Source organism: Baaleninema simplex PCC 7105, assembly GCF_000332355.1.
Classification (GTDB): domain Bacteria; phylum Cyanobacteriota; class Cyanobacteriia; order Cyanobacteriales; family Geitlerinemataceae; genus Baaleninema; species Baaleninema simplex.
Genome location: NZ_KB235958.1, coordinates 2,819,745 through 2,842,950, shown reverse-complemented (window position 1 = coordinate 2,842,950; position 23,206 = coordinate 2,819,745). Strand labels below are relative to the sequence as shown.

Annotated in this window: 19 protein-coding genes; 10 read left to right on the top strand and 9 right to left on the bottom strand. The window is 52.7% G+C overall.

Going from position 1 to position 23,206, the window contains the following annotated elements; translation table 11 throughout:
• Nucleotides 1-146: 146 nt before the first annotated feature.
• Both GEI7105_RS0114690 and GEI7105_RS0114685 read left to right on the top strand, forming a co-directional pair.
• On the top strand, nucleotides 147-1,412 hold the full coding sequence (locus GEI7105_RS0114690) for an IS701 family transposase (RefSeq protein WP_026097668.1): 1,266 nt from the start codon (nucleotides 147-149) through the stop codon (nucleotides 1,410-1,412).
• A gap of 173 nt (nucleotides 1,413-1,585) precedes the next feature.
• Nucleotides 1,586-2,524, top strand: coding sequence for an FTR1 family iron permease (locus GEI7105_RS0114685; RefSeq protein ID WP_017661198.1), 939 nt, complete (start codon nucleotides 1,586-1,588; stop codon nucleotides 2,522-2,524).
• Nucleotides 2,525-2,595: 71 nt separating this feature from the next.
• On the opposite strand, the gene GEI7105_RS30665 is transcribed toward GEI7105_RS0114685, so the two are convergent.
• The 4 genes from GEI7105_RS30665 to GEI7105_RS0114665 form a co-directional block, all read right to left on the bottom strand.
• Nucleotides 2,596-2,979, bottom strand: coding sequence for a hypothetical protein (locus GEI7105_RS30665; protein WP_017661197.1), 384 nt, complete (start codon nucleotides 2,977-2,979; stop codon nucleotides 2,596-2,598).
• Nucleotides 2,980-3,193: 214 nt separating this feature from the next.
• Nucleotides 3,194-3,517 (bottom strand): Grx4 family monothiol glutaredoxin, encoded by a 324-nt coding sequence (gene grxD / locus GEI7105_RS0114675; protein WP_017661196.1) that lies wholly within the window; start codon nucleotides 3,515-3,517, stop codon nucleotides 3,194-3,196.
• Nucleotides 3,518-3,573: 56 nt separating this feature from the next.
• The gene (locus GEI7105_RS0114670) at nucleotides 3,574-3,834 is read right to left on the bottom strand and encodes a BolA family protein (RefSeq protein WP_017661195.1); all 261 of its coding nucleotides are present in this window, start codon (nucleotides 3,832-3,834) and stop codon (nucleotides 3,574-3,576) included.
• Between the two features lie 110 nt (nucleotides 3,835-3,944).
• Nucleotides 3,945-4,523: a LexA family protein gene (locus GEI7105_RS0114665; RefSeq protein ID WP_017661194.1), complete on the bottom strand. Its 579-nt coding sequence runs from the start codon at nucleotides 4,521-4,523 to the stop codon at nucleotides 3,945-3,947.
• A gap of 294 nt (nucleotides 4,524-4,817) precedes the next feature.
• On the opposite strand from GEI7105_RS0114665, the gene GEI7105_RS0114660 reads away from it, so the two are divergent.
• The 8 genes from GEI7105_RS0114660 (at nucleotide 4,818) to GEI7105_RS0114625 (ending at nucleotide 12,880) form a co-directional block, all read left to right on the top strand.
• Nucleotides 4,818-5,537, top strand: a complete 720-nt coding sequence (locus tag GEI7105_RS0114660) for a pyridoxine 5'-phosphate synthase (RefSeq protein ID WP_026097667.1) — start codon at nucleotides 4,818-4,820, stop codon at nucleotides 5,535-5,537.
• Between the two features lie 82 nt (nucleotides 5,538-5,619).
• Nucleotides 5,620-5,946, top strand: coding sequence for an MgPME-cyclase complex family protein (locus GEI7105_RS0114655; RefSeq protein ID WP_026097666.1), 327 nt, complete (start codon nucleotides 5,620-5,622; stop codon nucleotides 5,944-5,946).
• 407 nt (nucleotides 5,947-6,353) lie between these two features.
• Nucleotides 6,354-8,303: an amylo-alpha-1,6-glucosidase gene (locus tag GEI7105_RS0114650; protein ID WP_017661191.1), complete on the top strand. Its 1,950-nt coding sequence runs from the start codon at nucleotides 6,354-6,356 to the stop codon at nucleotides 8,301-8,303.
• Nucleotides 8,304-8,446: 143 nt separating this feature from the next.
• Nucleotides 8,447-8,767, top strand: coding sequence for a hypothetical protein (locus GEI7105_RS37360; protein WP_245555415.1), 321 nt, complete (start codon nucleotides 8,447-8,449; stop codon nucleotides 8,765-8,767).
• A gap of 62 nt (nucleotides 8,768-8,829) precedes the next feature.
• Complete coding sequence (locus tag GEI7105_RS37355) at nucleotides 8,830-9,177, top strand: zinc ribbon domain-containing protein (protein ID WP_245555414.1); 348 nt, start codon at nucleotides 8,830-8,832, stop codon at nucleotides 9,175-9,177.
• On the top strand, nucleotides 9,174-10,688 hold the full coding sequence (lnt, locus tag GEI7105_RS0114635; protein ID WP_017661188.1) for an apolipoprotein N-acyltransferase: 1,515 nt from the start codon (nucleotides 9,174-9,176) through the stop codon (nucleotides 10,686-10,688). Before GEI7105_RS37355 ends, lnt begins: the two co-directional genes overlap by 4 nt.
• A 115-nt stretch (nucleotides 10,689-10,803) precedes the next feature.
• On the top strand, nucleotides 10,804-11,148 hold the full coding sequence (locus tag GEI7105_RS0114630) for a DUF4870 domain-containing protein (RefSeq protein WP_017661187.1): 345 nt from the start codon (nucleotides 10,804-10,806) through the stop codon (nucleotides 11,146-11,148).
• A gap of 151 nt (nucleotides 11,149-11,299) precedes the next feature.
• Nucleotides 11,300-12,880 carry a peptide ligase PGM1-related protein gene (locus GEI7105_RS0114625; RefSeq protein WP_017661186.1) on the top strand — a complete coding sequence of 527 codons (1,581 nt, stop codon included), beginning with the start codon at nucleotides 11,300-11,302 and terminating at the stop codon, nucleotides 12,878-12,880.
• 65 nt (nucleotides 12,881-12,945) lie between these two features.
• On the opposite strand, the gene GEI7105_RS34955 is transcribed toward GEI7105_RS0114625, so the two are convergent.
• From GEI7105_RS34955 to GEI7105_RS30655, 5 genes are all read right to left on the bottom strand, one after another.
• Nucleotides 12,946-13,155, bottom strand: coding sequence for a DUF6464 family protein (locus tag GEI7105_RS34955; RefSeq protein ID WP_071592016.1), 210 nt, complete (start codon nucleotides 13,153-13,155; stop codon nucleotides 12,946-12,948).
• Nucleotides 13,156-13,244: 89 nt separating this feature from the next.
• Nucleotides 13,245-13,811, bottom strand: a complete 567-nt coding sequence (locus tag GEI7105_RS0114615) for a hypothetical protein (RefSeq protein WP_017661184.1) — start codon at nucleotides 13,809-13,811, stop codon at nucleotides 13,245-13,247.
• A 74-nt stretch (nucleotides 13,812-13,885) separates the two neighbouring features.
• A complete protein-coding gene (locus GEI7105_RS0114610; RefSeq protein WP_017661183.1) occupies nucleotides 13,886-14,812 on the bottom strand; it encodes a ParA family protein in 927 nt (308 codons plus the stop codon).
• A gap of 146 nt (nucleotides 14,813-14,958) precedes the next feature.
• Nucleotides 14,959-16,644, bottom strand: a complete 1,686-nt coding sequence (locus GEI7105_RS0114605; protein ID WP_017661182.1) for an ABC transporter permease — start codon at nucleotides 16,642-16,644, stop codon at nucleotides 14,959-14,961.
• Nucleotides 16,645-16,776: 132 nt separating this feature from the next.
• Nucleotides 16,777-22,701 carry a DUF4347 domain-containing protein gene (locus tag GEI7105_RS30655; RefSeq protein WP_017661181.1) on the bottom strand — a complete coding sequence of 1,975 codons (5,925 nt, stop codon included), beginning with the start codon at nucleotides 22,699-22,701 and terminating at the stop codon, nucleotides 16,777-16,779.
• Between the last annotated feature and the right edge of the window lie 505 nt (nucleotides 22,702-23,206).

The following is a 23,206-nucleotide window of genomic DNA, read 5'->3' as shown; positions in this document are numbered from 1 at the left end:
GATCGAGACGATGAAGTTTTTTATTTTATCTCGATTTTTGGCGATCGCATATTTCACCAACCCTTTTAACGGGACTTAAACGGTAAAAAAGGTAAAATAAAAGCAAAACCCTTGACTGACAAGGATTTAAGGTGGAGAGTGTCCCCATGAGAGAGACCACCCCAGCCGCTATGCCACCCTGCTTTGAGAAGTGGTGCAAGCGTTTCGACCCCGACTTCAAAACCCAAGCACAAAAAAAGGGGTTTAGACACTATTTGGGAGGATTACTCGGGGAAAGCCAGCGAAAAAACATAACTCAGATGGCAAACGACTCGGTGGGAGTGGTTTACAACCGCTTACATCATTTTATAACGGAATCCCCTTGGGAGGAGAAGCGTATTAACGAACGTCGTTTAAAGGTGGTGGACTCCTGCCATCAAACCCGAGTGGGTCGGGGATTTGCCTTGCTGCTCGATGATACAGGACATCGAAAAAGCGGCAACTTCACCGCAGGTGTGGGAAGACAGTACATCGGAGAAATCGGCAAGCTCGACAACGGAATCGTGGCGGTAACGACCCATCTCTATGATGGCAAAAAAAATTTGCCTCTGGATGTAGAAATCTATCAGCCAGCCAGTTCCTTACCCTCAGGCAAGAAAGATCCCTCTTTCAAAAAGAAACCCGAAATCGCCTTAGAATTAATTGACCGGAGTTTAAAGAGAGGGTATCGACCGGGAATCGTCCTCATGGATGCCGGCTATGGTAACAACACAAATTTTTTAAAGGGACTCGAATCTCGCCGACTGAAGTATCTAGGAGCCGTCGCCAAAAATCGGAAAATCTGGCTGAATCAATCGGGAGAAAATTGGCAAAAGATTCGCCTTGATGAATATGCCAAAAGCTTACCAGAAGAGGACTTTACGTCAGTTTCTCTAAATTTAAACAAGCCCAAAACCCTGTGGGTGGCGACGGGTACGGCAGAGCTGTCACGTCTACAAGGAGAAAGAACCTTTGCTATCGTCATGAATGCAAGTTCTTATGCGGACGCGACAGAAATTGATTATTTTATCACGAATGAAGACTCCGAAAAAGTGACTGCCGAATGGGTCGTGAACACTTACTCAGGGCGAAACTGGGTAGAAGTCTTCTATCGGGAAGCCAAAGGATGGTTGGGTTGGAGGGAATGCCAGGCGAGAGGTTTGAAGAGTTTACAGCGGCATTTAATTTTGGTATTTTGTGCCTACACTTTTATCCTTTGGCATAAGTTGACGGGCGGTTTACGAAGGAAGTGGGCGAACCAACCTTTGGAAACTTTTGTAGATGCTTTAGAGGCTTTTCGGACAGCCATGTCTTTTCGTTTTGTGGCATGGCTGAACGAGAATCGAGACCTGTTTGCCGCTCACAAAGCGCGTTTTGGCTTGGTTTGGGCTTGAAATTTGTTTAAGTACCGATAAAAGAGCTATGTTTGCGAGGCTTTCAAGAGCTGCATTTCTATAGCAGTTCCAAATGAGTCGTCAAACATTAAAACACCAGAAAAAATCCGATTCCCCGTTCCCCGTTCCCCGTTCCCCGTTCCCTGCTCCCGATACTGATTTAGGGTTGCTATATGACTTTCGATCTCACCGCCGCCCTTCCCACGTTCGCGATCGCCTTGCGAGAGGGCTTTGAAGCTGCTCTCGTTGTGGGTATCGTCCTGTCTTGCTTGAAAAAAGCCCGTCAAAGCCAACTCAACTCTTGGGTATTTGCAGGCGTCGCCGCCGGAATCGCAGCCAGCGCCCTCGTCGGGTGGTCGTTCCACAGTGGAATGCAAGCCCTTCGCGCCTCCAACCAACCTTACGCTCCCATCGTCGAACCCCTCCTCGAAGGAACGTTATGCGTGGTCGCCATTGCGATGTTGAGTTGGATGTTGCTGTGGATGACGCAACAGGCGAAATCCTTGAAATCTGAGGTCGAAGGCGCGATCGCCTCGGCCTTACAACGCAGCAGTGCGGCGGGATGGGGCGTGTTCGTCCTCGTCTTTATCGCCGTCTTGCGCGAAGGCTTTGAAACGGTCGTTTTCATCGTCGCCAAATTCCAGCAGGGACTCGTCCCGGTGTTGGGAGCGTTGGGCGGGTTAGGCGGGGCAGCGCTGTTAGGGGTGTTGTTGTTTCGCTGGGGCGTTAAAATCGACGTGCGCCAGTTTTTTCAGGTGATGGGCGTTTTCCTCCTGCTCGTCGTCTCGGGTTTGGTAGTGTCCGCTCTCAAACAAGCCAACGAAGCGATCGAAGCCTTGGCGCAACTGCAACCTCAATTTTCGGCTTGGTGCGATGGCGATGCTGCCTCTTGCATTCTCGGAAGTCAAGTCTGGGATTTACGCAACGTTTTACCTGACAAGCAGTTCCCAGGAATCGCACTGAAATCTCTTTTCGGCTATCGCGATCGCCTCTACGTCGCGCAAGCGATCGGCTACCTGGGATTTTTAGGGATTGCGGGATGGCTGTATTTCCGTAGCTTGGGCGGACAGTTGTTCCCGAAACGGGAGACACCCGAGCGATCTCGAGGATAGGGCGATCGCTCGATGCCAAAACCCGACGAACGGTGAGCTTCATCGGTGGCTTTCGAGTTCCCGATTTCAGCTTACTCGTCGATGACGATCGAGCGAATGCCTTCTTTGGCCACCAACGCCAACATCGACCCCAACTGCAACCAGACCAGTAGCCCAGTGGGAACGACGACAACCGCCGCGAGAATGTAAGCCAGTTGGGTGAAAATCCCGAACACCGACAAACTCGCCCCGACAAACCCGAAGGTAAACAGACAGGTCAAGCCATAGGCGACTGTCAGGTGGGGCGTTTTATAGTCGAGCTTCGGCGGTTGTCCCTCTGCGTTCCAACGTGCGAATTGGTATTCCAAAATATCTTTAAAAATAATCCCGCACAGGATCGCGAAGGTGCAACAGAGAATAATGACCGTATATTCCGGTGGATTGACGTAACTTTCGGGGGTTAAGTAAGGGTTCATAGAAACATTTAAAAGAGTCGAGAGTCTGTCGATCTTTCGCCGTTGTTAGCCCGCACTGTCGCAATTCAACGTTGTTGCGACCACGGTAGGAATCTTGTCCCGCGACAAACGAGATCGATGCGTCTAGTTTGGAGAGTGATGGTTAAACCCCCTCCAGCGATCGGGAGGGGGTCGTCGCAAGAGTTTAAATCGAGGCGATCGAACGCACGAGAGGTTAGGATGCTAAAGCGATTTCCAGCATTTGCTGGAGTTCTCCGCTTTGATATAGCTCGATGGCAATGTCAGAACCGCCAACAAACTCGCCGTTGATGTACACTTGCGGAATTGTCGGCCAGTTCGAGTATTCCTTAATTCCCTGGCGAATTTCGGGGTTTTCGAGAACGTCAACTGTCTCGAAGGGAACGCCGAGGCTGTTGAAAATTTGCACGACGTTATTGGAAAAACCGCACTGGGGCATGAGTTTGTTGCCTTTCATGAACACCAGCACTTTGTGCTGCTTCATGAGGTTGTCGAGTTGTTCTTTGAGTTCCGGTGTCATCGTGTTTCCTAGAAAGGTCAGTAATCGGTTCGGTCGGTTAAAAAAATTTTAACAAGCTACGGGGCTTGACTGGCTGTCGCCCATCGTTCTGGGGTGTAGGTTTTGAGGGCGAGGGCGTGAATGGCTTCCGAGGCCATTTCTTTTTGTAAGGCACTGTAAACCAGTTGGTGTTGCTTGACGAGAGACAACCCCTGAAATTTTTCGGACACGACGATCGCTTCGAGGTGATCGCCCCCTCCCGTTAAGTCGCGCACTTGCACGTCGGCGTCGCCGAGTTCGGTTCGGATCAGTTCTGCAACCCGATCGAGACTGACCATAGTTCCTTCTTCCCGTTTTGAGACAGATTCTCACGTTATTGTATCGGCAGTTCTGCAAGTCGGGAAACCGTGCGTCCGGTTTGGGGCTGCGATCGGTTGGTCTCGAGCTTCTAAAGCTTGTGAATTACGTTCGTCACGACCCCCAACACGCGAAAATTCATTTCTTCCGTAACGCGCAGGGGGAGGTAGTTCGCGTTTTCTGGCACCAACCACAAGGTAGTTTCGTCCCAACGGAGACGCTTGACGGTCAGTTCCCCATCGACGACCACGATCGCCACGCTGTCGTCTTTGGCTTCTAAGAGGGTATCGACGACGAGTAAATCCCCCGGATGGATTCCCGCCTCGATCATCGAATCGCCGTTCGCCCGCACGCAAAAGCTCGCCTCGGGATGGGGAGTCAGATATTGGTTGAGGTCGAGTTCGCGATCGACGTAATCTGTGGCCGGTGCGGGAAGTCCCGCTGCGACGGCGTCAGAATACAGGGGCAATCGAAACGGCGATTCGAGAGACTGACGCAAACGCTGGACGTGTTTGGCAATCCCTTGAGCTTTTGCGTTTTGCCAGTCCACCAGCAGATCGGTAAGCTGCTCGGCTAAACTGACGGGTAACCGCATCGCTTTCGTCGGTTCCCCATATTTTCCGGTTCCAGGCGGACGACCTGCCCCTAACCGTTTTCCACCACGAGCCATAATATTTCTCGCTACAGTTCACTTTAGGTACGGTAATCAAAATTATAACGACTCTCGCGCCGTCGAGTGGAAAAGCGTGCGATCGAACGAGAAAAAAAACGATCGCCCCCCGTCGTGACGACCGAGGTTTCTCTCGAAACGGTGTCTTTAATCGAGAGAACAACTCAAAACGAATACGAGTTAAAAACGCGATCGCCCCCTCGCCATTTTCGATCGAGAATTCAGTCGTTCTCGACCTCCCACGATCCCGTAAAATATGGAGTGCAGGCATCTCTTAACGAGGAGACAAACAGATTGCCGACACTCGGAGTTAACATCGACCACATCGCGACGATCCGACAGGCGAGACGAACCACCGAACCCGATCCCGTGGCGGCGGCCGTTCTTGCTGAATTGGGGGGAGCCGACGGCATTACCACGCACCTACGGGAAGATCGCCGTCACATCCAAGACCGCGACGTTTACCTGTTGCGCCAAACGGTCAGCACCCATTTAAATTTAGAAATGGCAGCGACGGACGAAATGTTAAAGATCGCGCTCGACCTGAAACCGGATTACGTCACCCTCGTTCCCGAACGGCGGGAAGAAGTGACCACCGAAGGCGGTCTCGACGTAGCCGGCCAGTGCGATCGCCTCACCGAGATCGTCGGACAGTTGCAAGCGGCGGGAATTCCCGTCAGTCTGTTTGTCGATGCCGATGCCGCTCAACTCGACGCCTGTGCGGCCGCGCGAGCGAAATTCGTGGAACTGCACACGGGACAGTATGCCGAAGCGAAAACGGAAGGCGATCGCGATCGCGAACTCGAGGTTCTCAAAACGGGAACGGCGCGGGCGATCGCGTTGGGACTGCGAGTCAACGCCGGTCACGGTCTAACCTATCGTAACGTCTATCCCGTCGCCTGCATCGATGGGATGGAAGAACTCAATATCGGTCATACGATTATCTCCCGAGCCGCCCTGGTCGGCTTAGAACGAGCCGTTCGCGATATGAAACGCGCGATGGGCGTGGTTTGATTTCCGTTAGCGGCTCCAAATTCCTGACGAATTCCGAACTTGTTGTCTGAAATTGTTGTCTGAAATTGTTGAAATTGTCGATATGAAGACTTACTACTATCTCGTTGCCAGTCGAAAATTCTTGTTTGAAGACGAACCCCTCGAAGAAGTATTTCGCGAACGCAAGCGCAACTATCAAGAGCGGGAAAAAGAAATTGATTTTTGGTCGATCGATAGCCCGGCGTTTTTAGACGCCCCCGAACTGGCAGAGGTTAAAGCCAAATGTCCCCAACCGGCCGGGGCGATCGTTTCGCTAGATCCCAGCTTTATCACCTGGTTGAAACTGCGCTTAGAATACGTTTTAACCGGAGAGTTTGAAGCCCCTTCGGAAACGATTCCCGATCCCTTAGCCTCTCTTGTCTCTGCCTAATCTGCAATGGAGGCTTAGTGGTGCAGAAAAGTCTTGAAACCCTTGTTAGAAACGATATCGCCGTATTAAAGGGTTGGCCACGAAATCCCAGATCGGTAAATTGCTGCCGGAGATCCCCGGCATCTCCAAGATGCCGGGGATCTGGCTCGAGCCTAGATACATATTTTATGTGTTTTGTCAATCTCCGATTTTGAAAAATTTTCTGCACCACTGAGGCAATGGAGGAGGTTTTGCAGCGAACAGTGCTTCAGTCAACCGTCACCAGTGAGGAGATGAGGGGATGAAGAGACACAGTTACCCGTTCGCTGTCCTCACTCTTCCCTCTTCCCTCTTCACTGAAAAAGCTCCCTTCCCACCCTGTAGGATCGTCTCGGACAGCTTCGACAGCGAGAGGAGAACAGGGCGATATGGTGGGATTCGGACGAGACATCTGCGGCCGTCTCGACTTGGCGGAAACGCGAGAGTGGTTGGTGACGAACGGGATCGGCGGTTACGCGTGTGGAACCGTTCCGGGTATGTTGACGCGTCACTATCACGGATTGTTAGTCGCGGCGTTGACCCCCCCGTCAGGGCGGACGCTGATGTTAGTGAAATTGGACGAGACGGCGATATATTTGGGGCGATCGCTCGAGTTAGCCACTAACCGCTGGGCGGACGGTACGGTGTCGCCGTCGGGATATTTGAACTTAGAACGGTTTTATTTAGAAGGGTCGGTTCCCGTTTGGCAGTTTGCGATCGCCGACGCACGACTGTCTAAGCGGGTCTGGATGGAACGGGGACAAAATACCACCTATATTCGCTACACCTTAGACCGAGCCTCCGCACCGTTTCATTTGTCGGTAAAGGCGTTTGCGAACGCACGCGACCATCACGGCGGTTCGGTGGTGGGTAACTGGCAAGTGTGGGCCGTCGAAGGGGGAATCGATATCGTAGCGTTCGGCGGTGCGGTTCCGTTGCACTTGCGGGGTGGGGGAACGTGGACGCCTCAACACCGTTGGTATCGCGAGTTCGATTTGGCAATGGAACGCTATCGCGGTACGGGAAATTGGGAAAACCACCTACACGGAGCGACGTTAGATCTAACGTTGGAACCAGGGGAGTCGGTTACGGCGATCGCAAGTACCCATGAAAGTTTCTGCGTCGATGGAGAAGCGGCACTTCAACGCCGTTACGCTTACGAGGATCGACTGCGCGATCGCTTTGTGGCCTGTTGTGGCAAGTCTCCGTGGCGAGAACAGTTAGCCCTCGCTGCCGACCAGTTTATTGTCGATCGCGCGATCGCTGGCGGTTCTGCCGGAAAAACGGTCGTTGCGGGCTATCCTTGGTTTGGCGACTGGGGACGGGATACGGCGATTAGTTTGCCGGGGTTGACGGTAGCGACGGGACGCCCGGAGATTGCCCGACCGATTTTACGGACGTTTGCTCGATATTTCGATCGCGGCATGATGCCGAACCTGTTTCCCGATGGCAGTTGCGAACCGGCGTACAACACCGTAGACGCGATTTTGTGGTATTTCGAGGCATTGCGGGCGTATTTCGAGGTGACGGGGGACGAGAAACTCGTTGCCGAATTATTTCCAGCGTTGCGGGAAGTCGTCGATTGGCACGTGCGCGGGACGCGCTACAACATTCATCTGGACGAGGATGGGTTGTTGTATGCTGGAGAGCCGGACGTACAGTTAACCTGGATGGATGCCGAGGTGGACGACTGGGTGGTGACGCCCCGACAGGGAAAGGCGGTGGAAGTCAACGCTCTGTGGTACAACGCCCTGCGTGCGATGGTGGAGTTCGCGCGCGTCTCGGACAAGCCCACGCGGGAGTACGAACGGTTGGCGAAACGGGCGAAACAGGGATTCGATCGCTTTTGGTACGCCCCAGAGGGATACTGTTACGACGTGCTAGATACGCCAGACGGGAACGACGCGACGTTACGTCCGAATCAGATTTTCGCGGTGTCGTTGTCCCATGCAGTGTTGACGGGGGAACGGGCGAAGTCGGTAGTGGATTGGGTGGGGCAGAAGTTAGTGACCTCTTACGGGTTGCGATCGCTCTCTCCAGACGATATTCAGTATCGCCGGGATTACGGGGGCGATCGCTGGCAACGCGACGGGGCGTATCACCAGGGGACAGTATGGGCGTGGCTGTTAGGGCCGTTCGCAGAAGCCCATTTCCGAGTTTACGGCAACGCCGATCGAGCGCGAAGTTTCCTCGAACCGATGCGAGAGCATTTGTCGGCGGCGGGAATCGGCAGCATCAGCGAGATTTTCGACGGGGACGCGCCCCATACGCCCCGAGGTTGTTTTGCCCAAGCGTGGAGTGTAGCTGAGGTGTTGCGGGTGATGGGAAAGTTGGGTTGAGTGACACGCGTTCGGAGATAATCAGGTTTGGCAATTCAGGTAAGGCTTACCAAAAAAAGTGGGTTTAAAGCCCCGTCCTTCTAGGACGGTTAACTTATGTTAAAAATAAGGTTATCCAAAATAAAGTCCGGCAAAATAAAACCATGATAGTAAGAGAAGCCAAGTTGTTGAATGGGTCTAAGGCACAATATAAAGCCTTAGATGAAGCCATAAGAACTGCTCAGTTTATCAGAAACAAAGCAGTAAGGTTATGGCGAGATGAGTCTAAAGTAGATAAGGCTCGTCTCTCTCTGCTATGCAAAGAATTGGCGCGTGAGTTTCCTTTTGCCAAAAAGTTGAACTCAATGGCACGTCAGACATCATCAGAAAGAGCTTGGAATTCTATCTCTAGCTTCTATAGCAATCCTAAATGGTTTGCGGAAACAGATCGGCTAAAAACCCCATTCCGTAACGATCTATCCTGAAAACAATTCGCAAACGACGTCGTACTGCTATATCGTCGCTGTAGAGAAGGAGCCAAACAGAAGTGTATTACGGCAAGGTGGATGCTCGTGGCACTCCTGAGAAGTGCCACGATTGTGGGGCAGAGGTTCGTAAAGACCTCTCAACTCGAATCCATCACTGCCACAACTGCGGGTCAACAAAGCCCCGTGATGTGGCGAGTGGACAAGTTATCTGTAGCCGTGGGCAACGGCAAATCGAAAATGCCTGTGGAGTCGAGGCGACGGGGGATCGGGTCACTGATTCTAGTTGGCTGGCTATGAAGCAGGAAATCTTTGAGGCGACCCAAGGAATCTCCCTGCATACCCGGAACGGGTTGCTGGGAGAGGATGTCAATCTCGTGGTTTCCCACCCCCGCGCCCAACCTCCGTGAAAACCCGCTCGTTCTCCCTTCTCCTTGCCCTCCTCAGCGGCGTTGCCATGGGTTGCACCGTCGCCCCCGTCGAATGGTGGGGTTTCGCCTGGATTGCCCTTACGCCGCTGTGGGTGTTGCTGTACCGTTCCCCCGTCAACCCCCTGGGGTTGGGGTTCGCCTGGGGTGTCGGCTTTCACGGTGTCGCCTTGTTTTGGCTGACGGGAATTCACCCGATGACGTGGATGGGGGTTCCCTGGTTGGCGAGTCTCGCCATCGCCATCGCCTGTTGGATGGCTGTCACGGTTTGGGGTGCAGCTTGGGCGGCACTTTGGGCGGCGATCGTCAGCAGATATCGGGGAAACAACGGGTTAACGCGGGTTCTCCTCGGCGTGGCAGCGTGGTGTCTCCTCGATGAAATCTGGCAATTAACGCCCTTGTGGTGGTCGTCTTTGGCGTACACACAAAGTCCCCACAATCTCGCTATCTTACATTTGGGGCAACTGTCGGGAACCACCGCTGTTACCGCCAGTGTCGTCGCCGTCAACGGCTGTCTCGCCGCTGCCGTGTTGTCGGAAAAACGCCGCCAACTGGCTGTTATGGCTGCGATCGCCACTTTCTCCATTTCTCATCTCCTGGGATTTTACTTTTACAGTCGCCCCCTCAACGACTCCCCCAATCTCGCCTTTCGCGCCGGAATTATTCAAGGAAACGTTCCCAACGAAATCAAACTCTATCGCGAGGGATTTATTCGCGCCTTGGAAGGCTACACCCGAGGCTACGAAACCCTCGCAGAAGCGGGAGTCGATGCGGTTCTCACGCCAGAAACGGCGTTACCCGATTTCTGGGAAGCCGACGCCCTCAGCAGTAATTCCCCCTTAGCGCACTTGTACCAAGCGATTCGCCGCTGGGAAGTGACGGCGTGGGTGGGAACGTTTCAAGGAAACTTGCGCCGCTACAGTAACAGTTTGTTGACGGTAACGGGAGACGGGGAAGTATTCAGCCGTTACGACAAGGCGATCTTGGTTCCCCTGGGGGAATATATCCCCTTTGAGTCGGTGTTGGGAAGTGTCGTCAACCGCCTGTCGCCGTTGCAGGCGCAGATGGTACCGGGCGCGAAAAATCAGGTATTTGACACGCCTTTCGGACGGGCGATCGTGGGCATTTGCTACGAATCGGCGTTTCCCGAGCATTTTCGGCGACAGGCGGTACGAGGAGGCGAATTTTTCCTGAGTGCGGCGAACAACGCCCATTATGCGCCGTCGATGCCCCAACAACACCACGCTCAAGATGTCATGCGGGCGATCGAACTCGATCGCTGGGCGATTCGCGCCACCAATACCGGCTATTCTGCCATTGTCGATCCTCACGGGCGCACGCTTTGGAAATCGGGTTTTAACGTCTTCGCTACCCACGCCGAAACGGTGTATCGCCGCCAAACTCGGACGCTTTACGTGCGTTGGGGGGATTGGCTGGTGTGGGTGTTGCTGGGAGCGGCAGGATTGGCAGTTTGGCGAGATTTCAATTCATAAAAAAACATCAAGCCTTATAAAAATTAACATTAAAAAATATTGCGTTTTCAAGCGTGAAGAACAGTTTGATATAATGCAGTGGAGTTAATCTCGTTTTGACAAGGCGATCGAATTTATGAATAACGACACTCGAAAGCTGTTCTCGATCCTGTCCCATGCTGCAATTTTTTTCAGTTGGACGATCGTTTCCTTTGGAATTCCAATCGTTTTATTTTTGATTAGCGAAGATTCTGTTGTCAAAAATAACGCGAAAGAGTCTTTGAATTTTCACTTAAACGTTTATATTTACGGTGCGATCGTAGCCGTTCTTACAGCTTTAGTTATTACGATTCCCGTTGCAATTGTACTCGGAGCTTTATTGGGAATTGCAATTATCGTACTGCCAATTCTTGCGATTTTAAAAATCGCGAGCAATCCCGATACTCCCTATCGATACCCCTTTGTATTTCGCGTACTATAAGCGTTGAGTAACTTATAGAAAATAAATTCACTGTTAAATCGAGAACTCAAGCGTGCCTCCGATCGATTTACATTTTTGAGATACACCCCAATCCAAATTCGATCGAAAAAAACTCGATCGCCTCTCAAGTCAAAATACACGATATCATCAATTGAACGAAGTCCCTCGACTCTGCACTTTAAACTCAGCGAGCGATCGCACCGTCGTCGAACAGTTTCGCCAACTACAAATTCAACTGAGACATCGTTGGCAAACTGTCGATTTATTCGATACGGGAGATACCGATATTGTCGTTATCCCATCTCTCACTCTGGATGAAGAAGAACTCTTAAAAATCGACGGCGTTCACCACTACGAAGAACGATTTTTATTTTCCCTCATTCGGCTGAGAAATCCCCGAACTCGACTCATTTACATTACATCTCAACCCCTTCATCCCAGCATTATCGACTATTACTTACAACTGCTTCCTGGCATTCCCTTTTCCCACGCCAGAAATCGCCTGTTACTCTTCGCTGCTTACGACTCTTCGTCCAAATCTTTAACTCAAAAAATCCTCGATCGCCCGCGACTAATCGAACGAATTCGCATGGCCTTGCGTCCGAACAAAACCTACGCCATTTGCTTTAACGCCACGAATTCCGAACGAGATCTGTCTGTCAAACTGGGAATTCCCCTCCTCGCCACCGATCCCGAACTTCTCTATTTCGGGACGAAAAGCGGAAGTCGTCAAATTTTTGAAGAATGTAACGTTCCTCATCCCGATGGAAGTTCTCTTGTATTCGACGATGAAGAATTGGCCGAAGCCGCTTGCGAGTTATGGGAACGCCAACCCCATCTCAAACGGCTGGTGGTGAAACTCAACGAGGGATTTTCGGGAGAAGGAAATGCGATTTTAGAACTCGAACCGCTGCACGATGTTTCGCCACGCCAGCGAGTTAAGGCGATACGCGATCGCTTTTCTAAATTGCGATTTCAAGCCACCACTGAAACCTGGGAACACTTTCGCCAACGTATCCCCGAACTCGGTGCGATCGTCGAAGCCTATGTCGAAGGAGATCGAAAGCGATCGCCGAGCGTTCAAGGCCGCATTACCCCTCACGGCGAGGTAGAAATCCTTTCAACTCACGACCAAATTCTCGGAGGCCCTGACGGACAAATTTTCCTAGGCTGTCGGTTTCCCGCCGACGCCAGTTATCGCTTACAGTTGCAAGAGTTGGGGTTGAAAGTTGGTCAAAACCTTGCCGAAAAAGGTGCGTTAGAACGATTTGGTGTCGATTTTGTCGTCGTTCGTCGCAATAACGGTTGGGATGTCGAAGCGATCGAAATCAACCTTCGTAAAGGGGGAACGACACATCCGTTCATGGCGTTAAAACTCCTCACAAAAGGCTATTTCGATCGCGCCACAGGACTGTTTTACAGCCAGCAGGGAAAAGCGAAATACTACAAAGCCACCGACAATTTACAAAAAGATCGCTATCACGGCTTGCTTCCCAACGACTTAATGGACATCATCGCTTACAACCAACTCCATTTCGACACCAGTACCGAAACCGGAACCGTGTTTCACTTAATGGGGTGTTTGTCCGAGTTTGGGAAATTGGGACTCACGACGATCGGAAATTCTCCCGAAGAAGCTGATGCGCTGTTCGATCGCGTCGTTGCAGCCTTAGACGCCGAAACTAGCGGAAATTCCATTCCTCCGCCCATTATTCCCATATCTTGGACGTGATGTGAGGAGAGGGGGAGAGGGGGAGAGGGGGAGAGGGGGAGATGGGGAGATTTCACACGATCCGGTCATCTCTCCTTCGGCTGATAGTGGCGACAAGTCGAACAGGGGCCAGAAGGGTTCACAGCGCACAGAAGATAGGCGGAATTGGCGTAATACTGGCAGCTATAGCGGCGATCGCCCGTCCGTTGCGCGACCCGTTGGCGGTAGTGTTCGATTCGCCGACGGATTTTCTCGTGGTAGAGCAGCCGCATCCGTTGTTCGATGAAAGCGTCCATTGATGCGTTAGGGGTGTGGAGGAGTCGTCTAGTTTCAGTCTAACAACGGAGCCGTGAATGCAGCCAAATTTCACCGTTCCCATCGAAGACTAACGCAAATCGAAGGAAGCGAAAAAGCGATCGGCGTTTTCTGAAAAATCTCCCGATGCGTTTTCGCGAGAGGTGGCGATGACTTGATACAGCCGCGAGTTGACCAAATAAAACCGAGCAAATCCCGCAGCGCCTTCTGGAGTTGTATACTCGACTTCTAACGCCGGATAGCCTTCGAGTTGTAAGGCACTGCTAAACTCTTCACTAGCTTCAATTCCCGAGAGAAATCCCTGCTTGACCGCTTGGAGGAACTGCGTCGGTTCTCCCATCCGGGCGATAAACTCGTTAGGATAGTCCGAATAGGTGACGAGATACTCGCTTTGGGAATCTTTGGCGGCGAAAGCGTGTAAAGCAATGGGTTCGCCGGGAAAGCTGACAGATTCTGTAGAGGTTCGTGGCGGTTCTGGCATCATCACCTGAAACCGACCTTCCTGAGATGCGAAAACTTGCCAGTGCGAGCTATCTTGCGCCAGAACGACTGAGCCTGGAGGAACGCTAGCCGAACTGGGAGAAACACCCAAGCATAACGCCACCGTTGGAACGAGACAAAACCATCGGGCGTTCATGGTTCAGATTCCTTATATCAAACGTGTGAGAAAAGCGATCGCAGATCCGTTTCGTCAGAGCGACGCGATACGGCTTATTCTAACTTAGACAGTCGGACACTTTGAGATGCCGGAGTTAATTTCTGAAGTTTCGTCAAAAATTCTCGAGCGAGTTCTCTAAACGCCTTCGAGCCTGCACTATTGGGATCGGTCAGAACGACGGGTTTAAAGCTATCGACAGCGCGAGACACGCTTACGTCCATAGGAATAGACGTTTTAAAGACCTGGGAGTCGTTAAATTCTTGACGAACCCGTTTCATGACTTGCTTGTAATAACGACCCGCTAAAATATTACGGGACATAGTAAACACAATTCCCACGAGCTGAGTTTGCCTTTTTTTATCGATTTGATGCGTCTCGATAAGCTTTTTAACTTGACGTTCGAGCAGTTGCATCCCGATATAAGAAAGGGGTTCGGGCTTAGCCGGAATCAAGTAGAAATCGCTGCAAACAAGGCTACTCCGAGTCACCAAATTATAGCTCGGGGCGCAATCCAAAAAGATAAAATCGTAGTGAGGAACTAGGGGTTTGAGAATACCGTACATCAGGGAATCTTCAAACGAATTCCAGACTTTCTCAAAATTACGTTCGGGGTTGCGAATCGCTTTTTTGTAGAGAACTTCAGATACGAGAAAATCGTTGTATAAATCGATATCACCTGGCAAAATGTCGATCCCACTTAGATTTCCCGCATAAGGGCGAACGATATTTTTAGCATCTGTCGCGCCGAGATCGCCAGTAATCGATTTTTGAATGAGATATTTGAGCGTACCGTGTTCTTTACGAATTTGGGCGAAATCTGTCGGCGACATCAGCGAGAGCGTCGCGCTAATTTGGGGGTCGAGATCGACGACGAGGACGCGCTTGCGGTGGTCTTTCGCCAAACACGCCGCTAAATTAACGGTCATGGTGGTTTTTCCCACACCGCCCTTCATGTTTGTGGTGGCGACTAGATAACCCATCCGCAGTGTTCCTCAAACAGTCCCAATCTAATGTATCAGATGCAGGGGAGAGGGGGAGAAACTGTTATCTGTTAACTGTCTTCACTGGTGACTGGTGACTGGTGACTGAAACACTGCTCACTGTAAAAGGCTGGTGACTGTTACGATTACGATCGCGATCGCGCAATGCGCCAACTGAGGAAAATCACGGGAACGATCCCCACTCCTACCAAGGCGAGTGCGGGCCCGGAGGCTTCGGCGAGGCGTTCGTCGGAGGCGAGGTTGTAGACGCGCACGGCGAGGGTATCGAAGTTAAACGGACGAATCACCATCGTCGCGGGAAGTTCTTTCATCACGTCCACAAATACCATCATGGTGGCGGTCAGCAGTCCTCCCCACATCATGGGAACGTGAACGTCGAGCAGGGTACTTAAGGGCGTGTAGCCGAGACTGCGAGAAGCTTCGTCGAGACTCGGAGCAATTTTACCGAGGCTGGATTCGACGCTGCTGAGGGAGACGGCGAGAAACCGCACGAGATAGGCGAAAATTAGGATGGTGACAGTGCCGCTGAGGAGCAGGCCGGTGGAAACGTTAAAGGTCGATCGCATCCAGCGATCGATCGTATTATCTAAGTTTCCGACGGGAACGAGAACCCCCACGGCGATCGCCGAACCGGGAATGGCGTACCCCAAGGCGGACACCCGCAAAGCCAAACGCATCCAAGGGGAAGGGTTGAGACGAACGCCATAGGCGAGAACTAAGGCCACGATCGCCCCGATAACGGCTGTGACGCTGGCGAGAAACAAGCTGTGACGGGCGAATTCCCAAAAGCGATCGCCGAAAGTTTCGTCAGATTTGGCGATCGCTAAAACGAGCAACACGCCGCCGGGAACGATAAAGCCGAAAATAACAGGTAAGCTACAGGCGAGACTCGCCCCCATCGCTCGGAATCCCCACAGCTCGAATCGAGGGGGATGCTGGAACGAAGCCGAGGTTTGATAGTAGGCGGCTTGACGTCGCGATCGCCGTTCGAGAAGTAGCAAGGCGAACACGAACAGCAACAGAAACGCCGCCAGTTGCGTCGCGGCGATGCGTTCTCCCATCGCGAACCAAGTTCGGTAAATTCCAGTGGTGAAGGTATCGACGCCGAAATACTGTACCGTTCCGAAGTCGTTGAGGGTTTCCATCAACGCGAGGGCGGTTCCGGCTGCGATGGCGGGACGGGCTAAGGGTAAGGCGACGGTGAAGAAACTCCGCCAGGGATTACAGCCGAGGACGCGACTGGCTTCGAGGGTACAGACGGACTGTTCGAGAAACGCCACCCGCGCCAACATATAAACGTAAGGATAGAGCGTTAGGGTCAGTAGGGCGATCGCCCCGCCGAGCGATCGAATGTTGGGAAACCAGTAATCGCCGTATTCCCAGTTAAACCAATCCCGCAACAGACTTTGCACGGGGCCGGAAAATTCCAGAAAGTCGGTATAGGTATAGGCTAAAACGTAAGCCGGGGCAGCCATAGGCAGCAACAACGCCCACTCGAACATCCGCACGCCGGGAAAGCGACAGGCGGTTACCAGCCAAGCGGCTCCCGCCCCAATGGTGACGACGCCGAGACCCACCCCGACCATTAAAATTACTGAATTGCGGACGTATCGGGGCAAGACGGTGGTAGCTAGATGCTGCCAGACCTCGCTGGCGTCGAAAAAGATACTGCCGAGAACGAATAAAATCGGCAATGCGATAACCAGGGCGATCGCGATCGCCACGATCGTCCACAACTGAAAACGCCAATCTGACAAAAACGCGGTCTCAAACGGCTTCTCAGACAGTTTGCGGGAAAACCAACGAAACATGAAAACGGAAATCGGTAAGGGGCGATATAAGTCGATAGAAACGGCATCGAACAGGGTTAAACCCCTTGAAAATGCCGTCTGTCGGGGTGAGCATACCCACCCCTAACGTTTCATCATCCCATCACCACCGACTTACTGAAAATCGCCTTCGTCGATTTCCGAGGGGGCAAATCCCACCACGGTTGCTAGGGTCGTATCGCCGAGACGAATCAGAGTATCGCTTCCGGCTTGCGACACCGTAAGCTGTGCGAGGGTGAGGTTGCCGGCCAACAGGAACGAGTCGCTCCCTTTTTGGAAGTCAGCGATCGTGAGGTTGCCGCCGTTGGCAGACAGGAAAAACCGATCGCTCCCCTCGCCGCCGACGAGACTGTCGTTACCGCGATCGCCGCTCAACAGGTCGTTTCCGTCTCCACCGAAGAGGGTATCGTCGCCATCGCCGCCGAAGAGGGTATCGTCGTCGTCGCCGCCGTTAAGTTTATCGTTGCCTTCGTTCCCGGCTAGGATGTCGTTCCCGACGCCGCCACAGAGTTGGTCGTCCCCGTCGCCAATCCGTTCGATATTGGTATTGGCACCGATGAGTGTGTCGTCTCCTTCGCCACCGCAGAGGGTATCGTTGCCCAAATCTCCCGAGAGGTTATCGTTTCCGGCTTCACCCCAGATGAGATCGTCGTCCTGGCCGCCGAGGGCGATGTCGTTGCCGTCACCACCGACGAGACTGTCGTTACCTTGGTTGCCCAAAACGATATCGTCTCCCACGCCGCCGAAGACGAGATCGGCATCGGCTTCAGCATCGTCGGTTTCGGGGTTGCCCGTATCGCCAACGAGGATGTCGTTGCCGCCGTTACCGTAGACGACATCGCGGCCGCGATCGCCAAAGACGACATCGTTTCCGTCTTCGCCGTAGACGATATCGTCGTCTTTTCCAGCAAAGACAATATCGTCACCGTGACCGGCTTTAATCAGGTCGTTGCCGTTGTTTCCCGCGATGAGGTCGTTGTCGGAGACGCCTTCGAGAACGTCGGCGGGACTGCCGAGGATGGTGTCGTTGCCGAGTTCTCCTTTAATGGTGTCGTTGCCGCGATCGCCGAAAATGAGATCCTGGTCTTTACCGCCGAGAATGCGATCGTCGCCGTCGCCACCGGAAATACTGTCGTCCCGTTCGTTGCCGTTGATGAAATCGTTTCCGGCTCCTCCGTAAATTAACTCGAAACCGTCTTCGTCGGCGAGGGTCGGATCGATCGAGCGACCGACGATCGCATCGTCGCCACCGCCTCCCATGAGGATATCGGCACCGCGATCGCCGAAGAGAATGTCACTGCCCTCGCCGCCGTCTACGGTATCCCCATCGCGGCCGCCGAAGAGGGTATCATCGCCCATACCGCCGGAAAGCATATCGTTACCGGGGTTGCCGTGGATGATGTCGGCTTCGGTGGCGGCGTCTCCGGTACCGTTGCTGCCGAGAATCGTGTCGTTACCGAAGTTGCCGTTGAGGGAGTCGTTCCCTTCGTCGCCCCAGATCAGGTCGTTATCTTTGCCCCCTTCGATGATGTCCGTCCCCGTTCCACCGGAGATGGAGTCGTCGTTAGAGTTGCCGTTGAGGGTATCGTCGCCGTCGTTGCCGTAAATGAGATCGCGTCCGGAGGGAATGTTGCCATTGAGGAGGAGTTCGTCTCCAGCGATCGCATCGTCTCCCATGTCTCCCGAGAGGGTATCGTTGCCGCGATCGCCCCAAATGAAATCCTCATCGCGGCCGCCAAAGACGAGGTCGTCGTCTTCTCCGGCGAAGATGGTATCGTTTCCTTCGTTGCCGCCGATGAGGTCGTTACCTTGGTTTCCGGCAATGACATCGCGATCGCGGGTTACGTTCGCATCGCCAGAAATCCCCCCTTGTAGGAAATCGTCTCCTTCAAATCCCCGCAGGGCGTCGCTCCCTTCGCGACCTTGCAGTTCGTCGTTGCCAGCCGTTCCTTCGAGGAGGTTATCTCCGGCGTCTCCCTCTTGGCGGTTTTCCAACGCCATCTCGAAGCCGTTGGTGTCGAGAGCAGGCAGTTCTGCGATATCCGGCAAGGCGATCGCCCCCAACCCAGGAACCTCGGGCATCGCTTGCTCTTCCGGCACTGGCGGACAGCATCCGTCGTCCGTGTCCACTCCCGATCCTGGCGTTCCGGGGCTGCCACCGCCCCCGAGCAGATCGTCTAAATCCGGAGGTGGCGTGACCGGCGGCTCTTCCGTCGTCAGCGTCACCGTAGCAGGGGTCGGATCCTCTACACCCACGTTGTCGGTCGCGGCATAGGTGAAGGTGGTCGTTCCGCTAAAGTTCTCACCCGGAACGAAAATCAGTTGGCTTAACTGGTCTTCTGAGAGGGTTTGTCCGCTTTGAACGACGATGCCGTTGGCGGGGTCGCCGAGGAACAGAACGCCTTCGCTGTCTGGGGGCAGCGTCTTGATGGTGTAGAAGGCCACGTCGCCATCGCTATCGCTACCCCCGAGTCCGGTAATGGCGATTTGTGTATCGTCTTCGTCAAAGCGAACGGTGGCGTCGTCCGTTTCGGGGGGTTCGTTGCCCCGCGTCAGTCGAACGGTGGCAGGGGTCGGATCGATCGCCCCCTGGTCGTCTGTGGCGAAGTAGGTAAAGGTTACGTCGTTAAATCGGAGGGTTCCGCCAACTTGGAAAAACAGGCGATCGAGTTGGTCGGGAGTGAGGACGTCACCTGCCATCACCGGCGTTCCCCCAGCATCGGGGTGTCCCAGATACAAGACGCCGTCAGCACTCGGGGGCAGTTCGCCGATGGTGTAAAAGGCGATTTCGCCGTCGTCTTCACCGCCGAGACCTTTGAGTTTGAGGACTTCCCCCGGATCGGGCAAACTCTGGGTCGCGTCTTTAGTTTCGGGGAGTTCGTTGCCGCCTCGGGTCAAGGTTACTTCTGCGGGGATCGGATCGACTTTGCCCTCGTTATCCACGGCGGCGTAGGTAAAGCCACTGCCGTTAAATCCCGATCCGGGAAGGAAAAACACTTCGTCAATGCGATCGGCCGGAATTCGCTGTCCTGCTGAAATCGGCGTGCCACCGTTCCCCGGATCGCCCAGATACAGGGTTCCGTTGGTGGGAACAGTGGTGATTTCAAATTCGGCGATCGATCCGTCTGGATCGTTACCCCCTAAGCCGGACACTGGCGTCGCCACACCTGGCGGTACGCTCGTACTACTGCTGCTCGTATTCGGCGGAACGTCTACCTCCGTCTCCGTCGTGTCGGGTGAAATATTGGTATCGGGAGGTTTGAGGTAAACCGTTGCAGGAGTCGGATCTTGTTGGCCGTTCCCGAGATCGTCGATCGCGGCGTATTTAAACATTGTGGTTCCGGTCAGTCCTCCAGATGGCGGCTCGAAGTAGAGATTCTGGAGTTGAGCGGGTGTGAGTTCGTCAACTTGGGAAAGATTGGTAATTTCTGTTCCCGTCGCCGGATCGCCAAGATACAGCGTTCCTTCACTCGGTAGTTCGATAATCTTATATCGCAGATCGCTGGCGGGATCTTCAACGTCGCTTCCCCCCAAACCCATCAACTGTACGGGACTATCATCGGGAACTTCTGTTACAGCATCGTCTGTTTCAGGCGGAGCGTCACCTTGAGTTAACGTGACGGTTGCTTTGTCCGATAACGCTCCCTGGTTATCGATCGTTTGAAATTTAAAGGAGCCGCCGTCGAATCCTGACTCGCCCCGAAAGACTAATTTGTCGAGTTGTGCGGGGGTCAAAATTTGTCCGGGCGTCACGGGAACGCCACCTTTGTCGGGATCGCCGATAAAGAGTCGGCCGTCAGAGGGATCGGGAAGGTCGGTAATCTTATAACCGCTAACACTTCCGTCCGTATCGTTTCCTGTAAACAAACTTCCCGAAAGGGGCGTGTCGTTCCCTGGCGTTACCTCGGTCGAGCCTCCCGTGGCGGTCGGAGGGTTGTTGAGCGTCACCGTCGCCGGGTCGGATTCGCCACCTTTAATATCGCGAGCAGTGTAGGTAAAGCTATCTCCATCAAATCCGCTACCCGCTTCAAACTCGAGCAAACTGATTCGATCGGCTGGAATTTCAAACGGTTGGCTCGTATCGATTTCTACGCCGTCTAAAAACAGCTTTCCTTCTGACGGAAAGCTTTGAATAATGTAGGTTTCGATCGCGTCGTCTTCAGGATCGATGCCGAGGAGTCCCGTGACGGAAATCGTCTGTCCGGGTTTGACGGTGTTGACGGCGGGTTCGGCGACGGGGGGTTGGTTTTCAATCCGCACGCGATCGATATCGCTGGCGATGCTCGTTCCCCCGTTTTGGGGATTGTCCGGATCGATGGCGATGTCAAACCCCGGAACGGTGACGTTGGCTTGGTTTTCGATCAGGTCGCTGGTCAAACCGGAGTCTTTCACCTTGGCGGTGACTTCGTAGGTTACGATTTCACCAAAATCGAGCGAGGCGATCGTGTCAGAAATCGCACCGCTTCCCGATTCGTCCAGCGTGCCTTTGACGATATCTCCTTGACTATCTCGCGATCCGTCGACAAATTTTTTCCATGCAAACCCTTCAAAACCATCGGCGAGAGGATCGCTCACTTGGACGTTGGGAATTGCCGCTTCCACGATCGAACCATCGATCGGATCGTAGACGCCTTTATTTTCGATGGTAATGACAAAATTGACCGTACTTCCTAACGAAGTCGTTGCCGTTCCGTCGAAAGAATCTTCTTTTTGAACGTCAATGCTTAAAATTACTGACGGTGTCGGTCGAGTGGCAAAGTCAGAAATCGCAATGTTGTCACCATTCGGTAAATTTAACAAGCCCACTAAATTGGCTGTCAAATTATTTCCATTGGTCGCGTTGGGATCGTCGGGATCGAACTTAAACAAGCGATCGTTGTCATTTGCAGCTCGACTGGTAAAGTACAACAGTCCGTCTGCTCCGACGGCGAGAGAGCCAGCTCCTTTCGTATTGAGGGAATTTCCCGAACTGTCTACAAACGAACCGAGATAGCTCGCATTAGCCGTCGTGGGATTGGCTTCGTTATCCAGCGTGACGCGATACAGACGGTAATCGTTCGGACTCTGAACGGATACCGTCACGTAAAACTGATTTGGGTTGCTGGGATCGAAGGCAATATCTCCTCCAGCCGCTTGGATACCCGAGATATTAATGGTCTTGACAGTTCCAGATGTAAAGTCAACAACGTAAAGCGTTGTTGAGTTCGGCTCCATTGCATACAAGACGCCACTTTGAGAATGTGCCATCTTGTTGATCGTCCTAGATGGAAATCCTGAGATATTCACCGAAGACGTACTGGGCGAACCATCTGGATCGGTCAACTGATAAAACGTAACGGTTCCACTATTTGATTTGTCTGCATAGTAAAAGTTTCCGTCGCCGTCCCGAGATAACGTTGAGGTTGATGTAGATAAAACATCGTTCCCAACTTCTGTTAGTTCTCCTGTATCGAGATCGATAATAAATAGTCCTTTTCCATTCTGACCCTCAGTTCCGTAGAGGAGATTTCGCGAGAAAAGATTATCAGTGGGAAGCTCTCCGGAGTAAGTTTCGAGGGTTTTAATGTTAAAGGCAATAGAAGAAAAAATATTGCCGAGGCAAACGTCAAATTCCCACAGTCCTCGTCCCATCATTTGAGAAGAGGCGGCAATACTTGCGTTCGTTAACTGGTGTAGTTTTTCTAAAAACTGACGACCTAAGTTTCCGGCAGCAGTCTGACAACTGTAAAGAAAAATTTCTGACTGGGAACTAAATGCAGATGTCCAACGTCTAATGCTATTTTTGTGTCGTTCTATCGTCGTAACATCCAAATTCGTCGATCCCAACTGCACGCGACCCGGTTCTCCGTGTGCGACGACGTGGATCGATCGCACGTCACCATACGTAGCGAGGGTTTTTGCGATCTGTTCGACACCGTCCCGATCGCCCTCGAGAACGACGACATCGGTGTTGGCGACAACGCCTCGCACGAGATCTTCATAACGATCGACACGGGAATCGATGAAAACGATTTGGCGCGCACTCTGGCTGTTATTCATGGGAGATGTGGGTCGTTGAAAATGTTAGGGAGTAGCGACAGATAAAACGGGACGCAGCAGTCCGCGCCCGTGTTTTTTCGTAGGGTATCACTGAACTCAGGCGATCGTCACGTAAAAAATACGATCGCTCGATACGAATGAGGTGAGATGGCTTTGAACGATGAGACGAACCTAGTTCGATCGCTCCAACGGTTCGTAACTCTTAAAATTACACTGTAGATGCGAGCCCTATTTGTTTAGTTTACTCCGTAAATCTACGTTTAGATTTAAAGTTTGCTTTGATTTATCGTAAAAATTGTGTAAAGAAATTTAATATGAATTGAAACGTCAGTACGACGGTCGATCGCTGCTCAGAAAACTTACAGATGAGATGTCAAAAATAATTCCGTAGTTTAGCTGAAATTCAGGTTAAAAACCCTCGGGGGGCGATCGCTATCTCGAGTCCGAACCCCGACTCTAAGGCTGCTTGTCTCACCCCGAGGGGAGTAACGGGGCGATCGCGCTT

Excerpts from the sequence above, each read along its gene's own strand:
- GEI7105_RS0114690 (WP_026097668.1), top strand. The coding sequence starts at position 147 with ATGAGAGAGACCACCCCAGCCGCTATGCCACCCTGCTTTGAGAAGTGG.
- GEI7105_RS0114685 (WP_017661198.1), top strand. The coding sequence starts at position 1,586 with ATGACTTTCGATCTCACCGCCGCCCTTCCCACGTTCGCGATCGCCTTG.
- GEI7105_RS30665 (WP_017661197.1), bottom strand. The coding sequence starts at position 2,979 with ATGAACCCTTACTTAACCCCCGAAAGTTACGTCAATCCACCGGAATAT.
- grxD (WP_017661196.1), bottom strand. The coding sequence starts at position 3,517 with ATGACACCGGAACTCAAAGAACAACTCGACAACCTCATGAAGCAGCAC.
- GEI7105_RS0114670 (WP_017661195.1), bottom strand. The coding sequence starts at position 3,834 with ATGGTCAGTCTCGATCGGGTTGCAGAACTGATCCGAACCGAACTCGGC.
- GEI7105_RS0114665 (WP_017661194.1), bottom strand. The coding sequence starts at position 4,523 with ATGGCTCGTGGTGGAAAACGGTTAGGGGCAGGTCGTCCGCCTGGAACC.
- GEI7105_RS0114655 (WP_026097666.1), top strand. The coding sequence starts at position 5,620 with ATGAAGACTTACTACTATCTCGTTGCCAGTCGAAAATTCTTGTTTGAA.
- GEI7105_RS0114650 (WP_017661191.1), top strand. The coding sequence starts at position 6,354 with ATGGTGGGATTCGGACGAGACATCTGCGGCCGTCTCGACTTGGCGGAA.
- GEI7105_RS37360 (WP_245555415.1), top strand. The coding sequence starts at position 8,447 with ATGATAGTAAGAGAAGCCAAGTTGTTGAATGGGTCTAAGGCACAATAT.
- GEI7105_RS0114630 (WP_017661187.1), top strand. The coding sequence starts at position 10,804 with ATGAATAACGACACTCGAAAGCTGTTCTCGATCCTGTCCCATGCTGCA.
- GEI7105_RS34955 (WP_071592016.1), bottom strand. The coding sequence starts at position 13,155 with ATGGACGCTTTCATCGAACAACGGATGCGGCTGCTCTACCACGAGAAA.
- GEI7105_RS0114615 (WP_017661184.1), bottom strand. The coding sequence starts at position 13,811 with ATGAACGCCCGATGGTTTTGTCTCGTTCCAACGGTGGCGTTATGCTTG.
- GEI7105_RS0114610 (WP_017661183.1), bottom strand. The coding sequence starts at position 14,812 with ATGGGTTATCTAGTCGCCACCACAAACATGAAGGGCGGTGTGGGAAAA.
- GEI7105_RS0114605 (WP_017661182.1), bottom strand. The coding sequence starts at position 16,644 with ATGTTTCGTTGGTTTTCCCGCAAACTGTCTGAGAAGCCGTTTGAGACC.
- GEI7105_RS30655 (WP_017661181.1), bottom strand. The coding sequence starts at position 22,701 with ATGAATAACAGCCAGAGTGCGCGCCAAATCGTTTTCATCGATTCCCGT.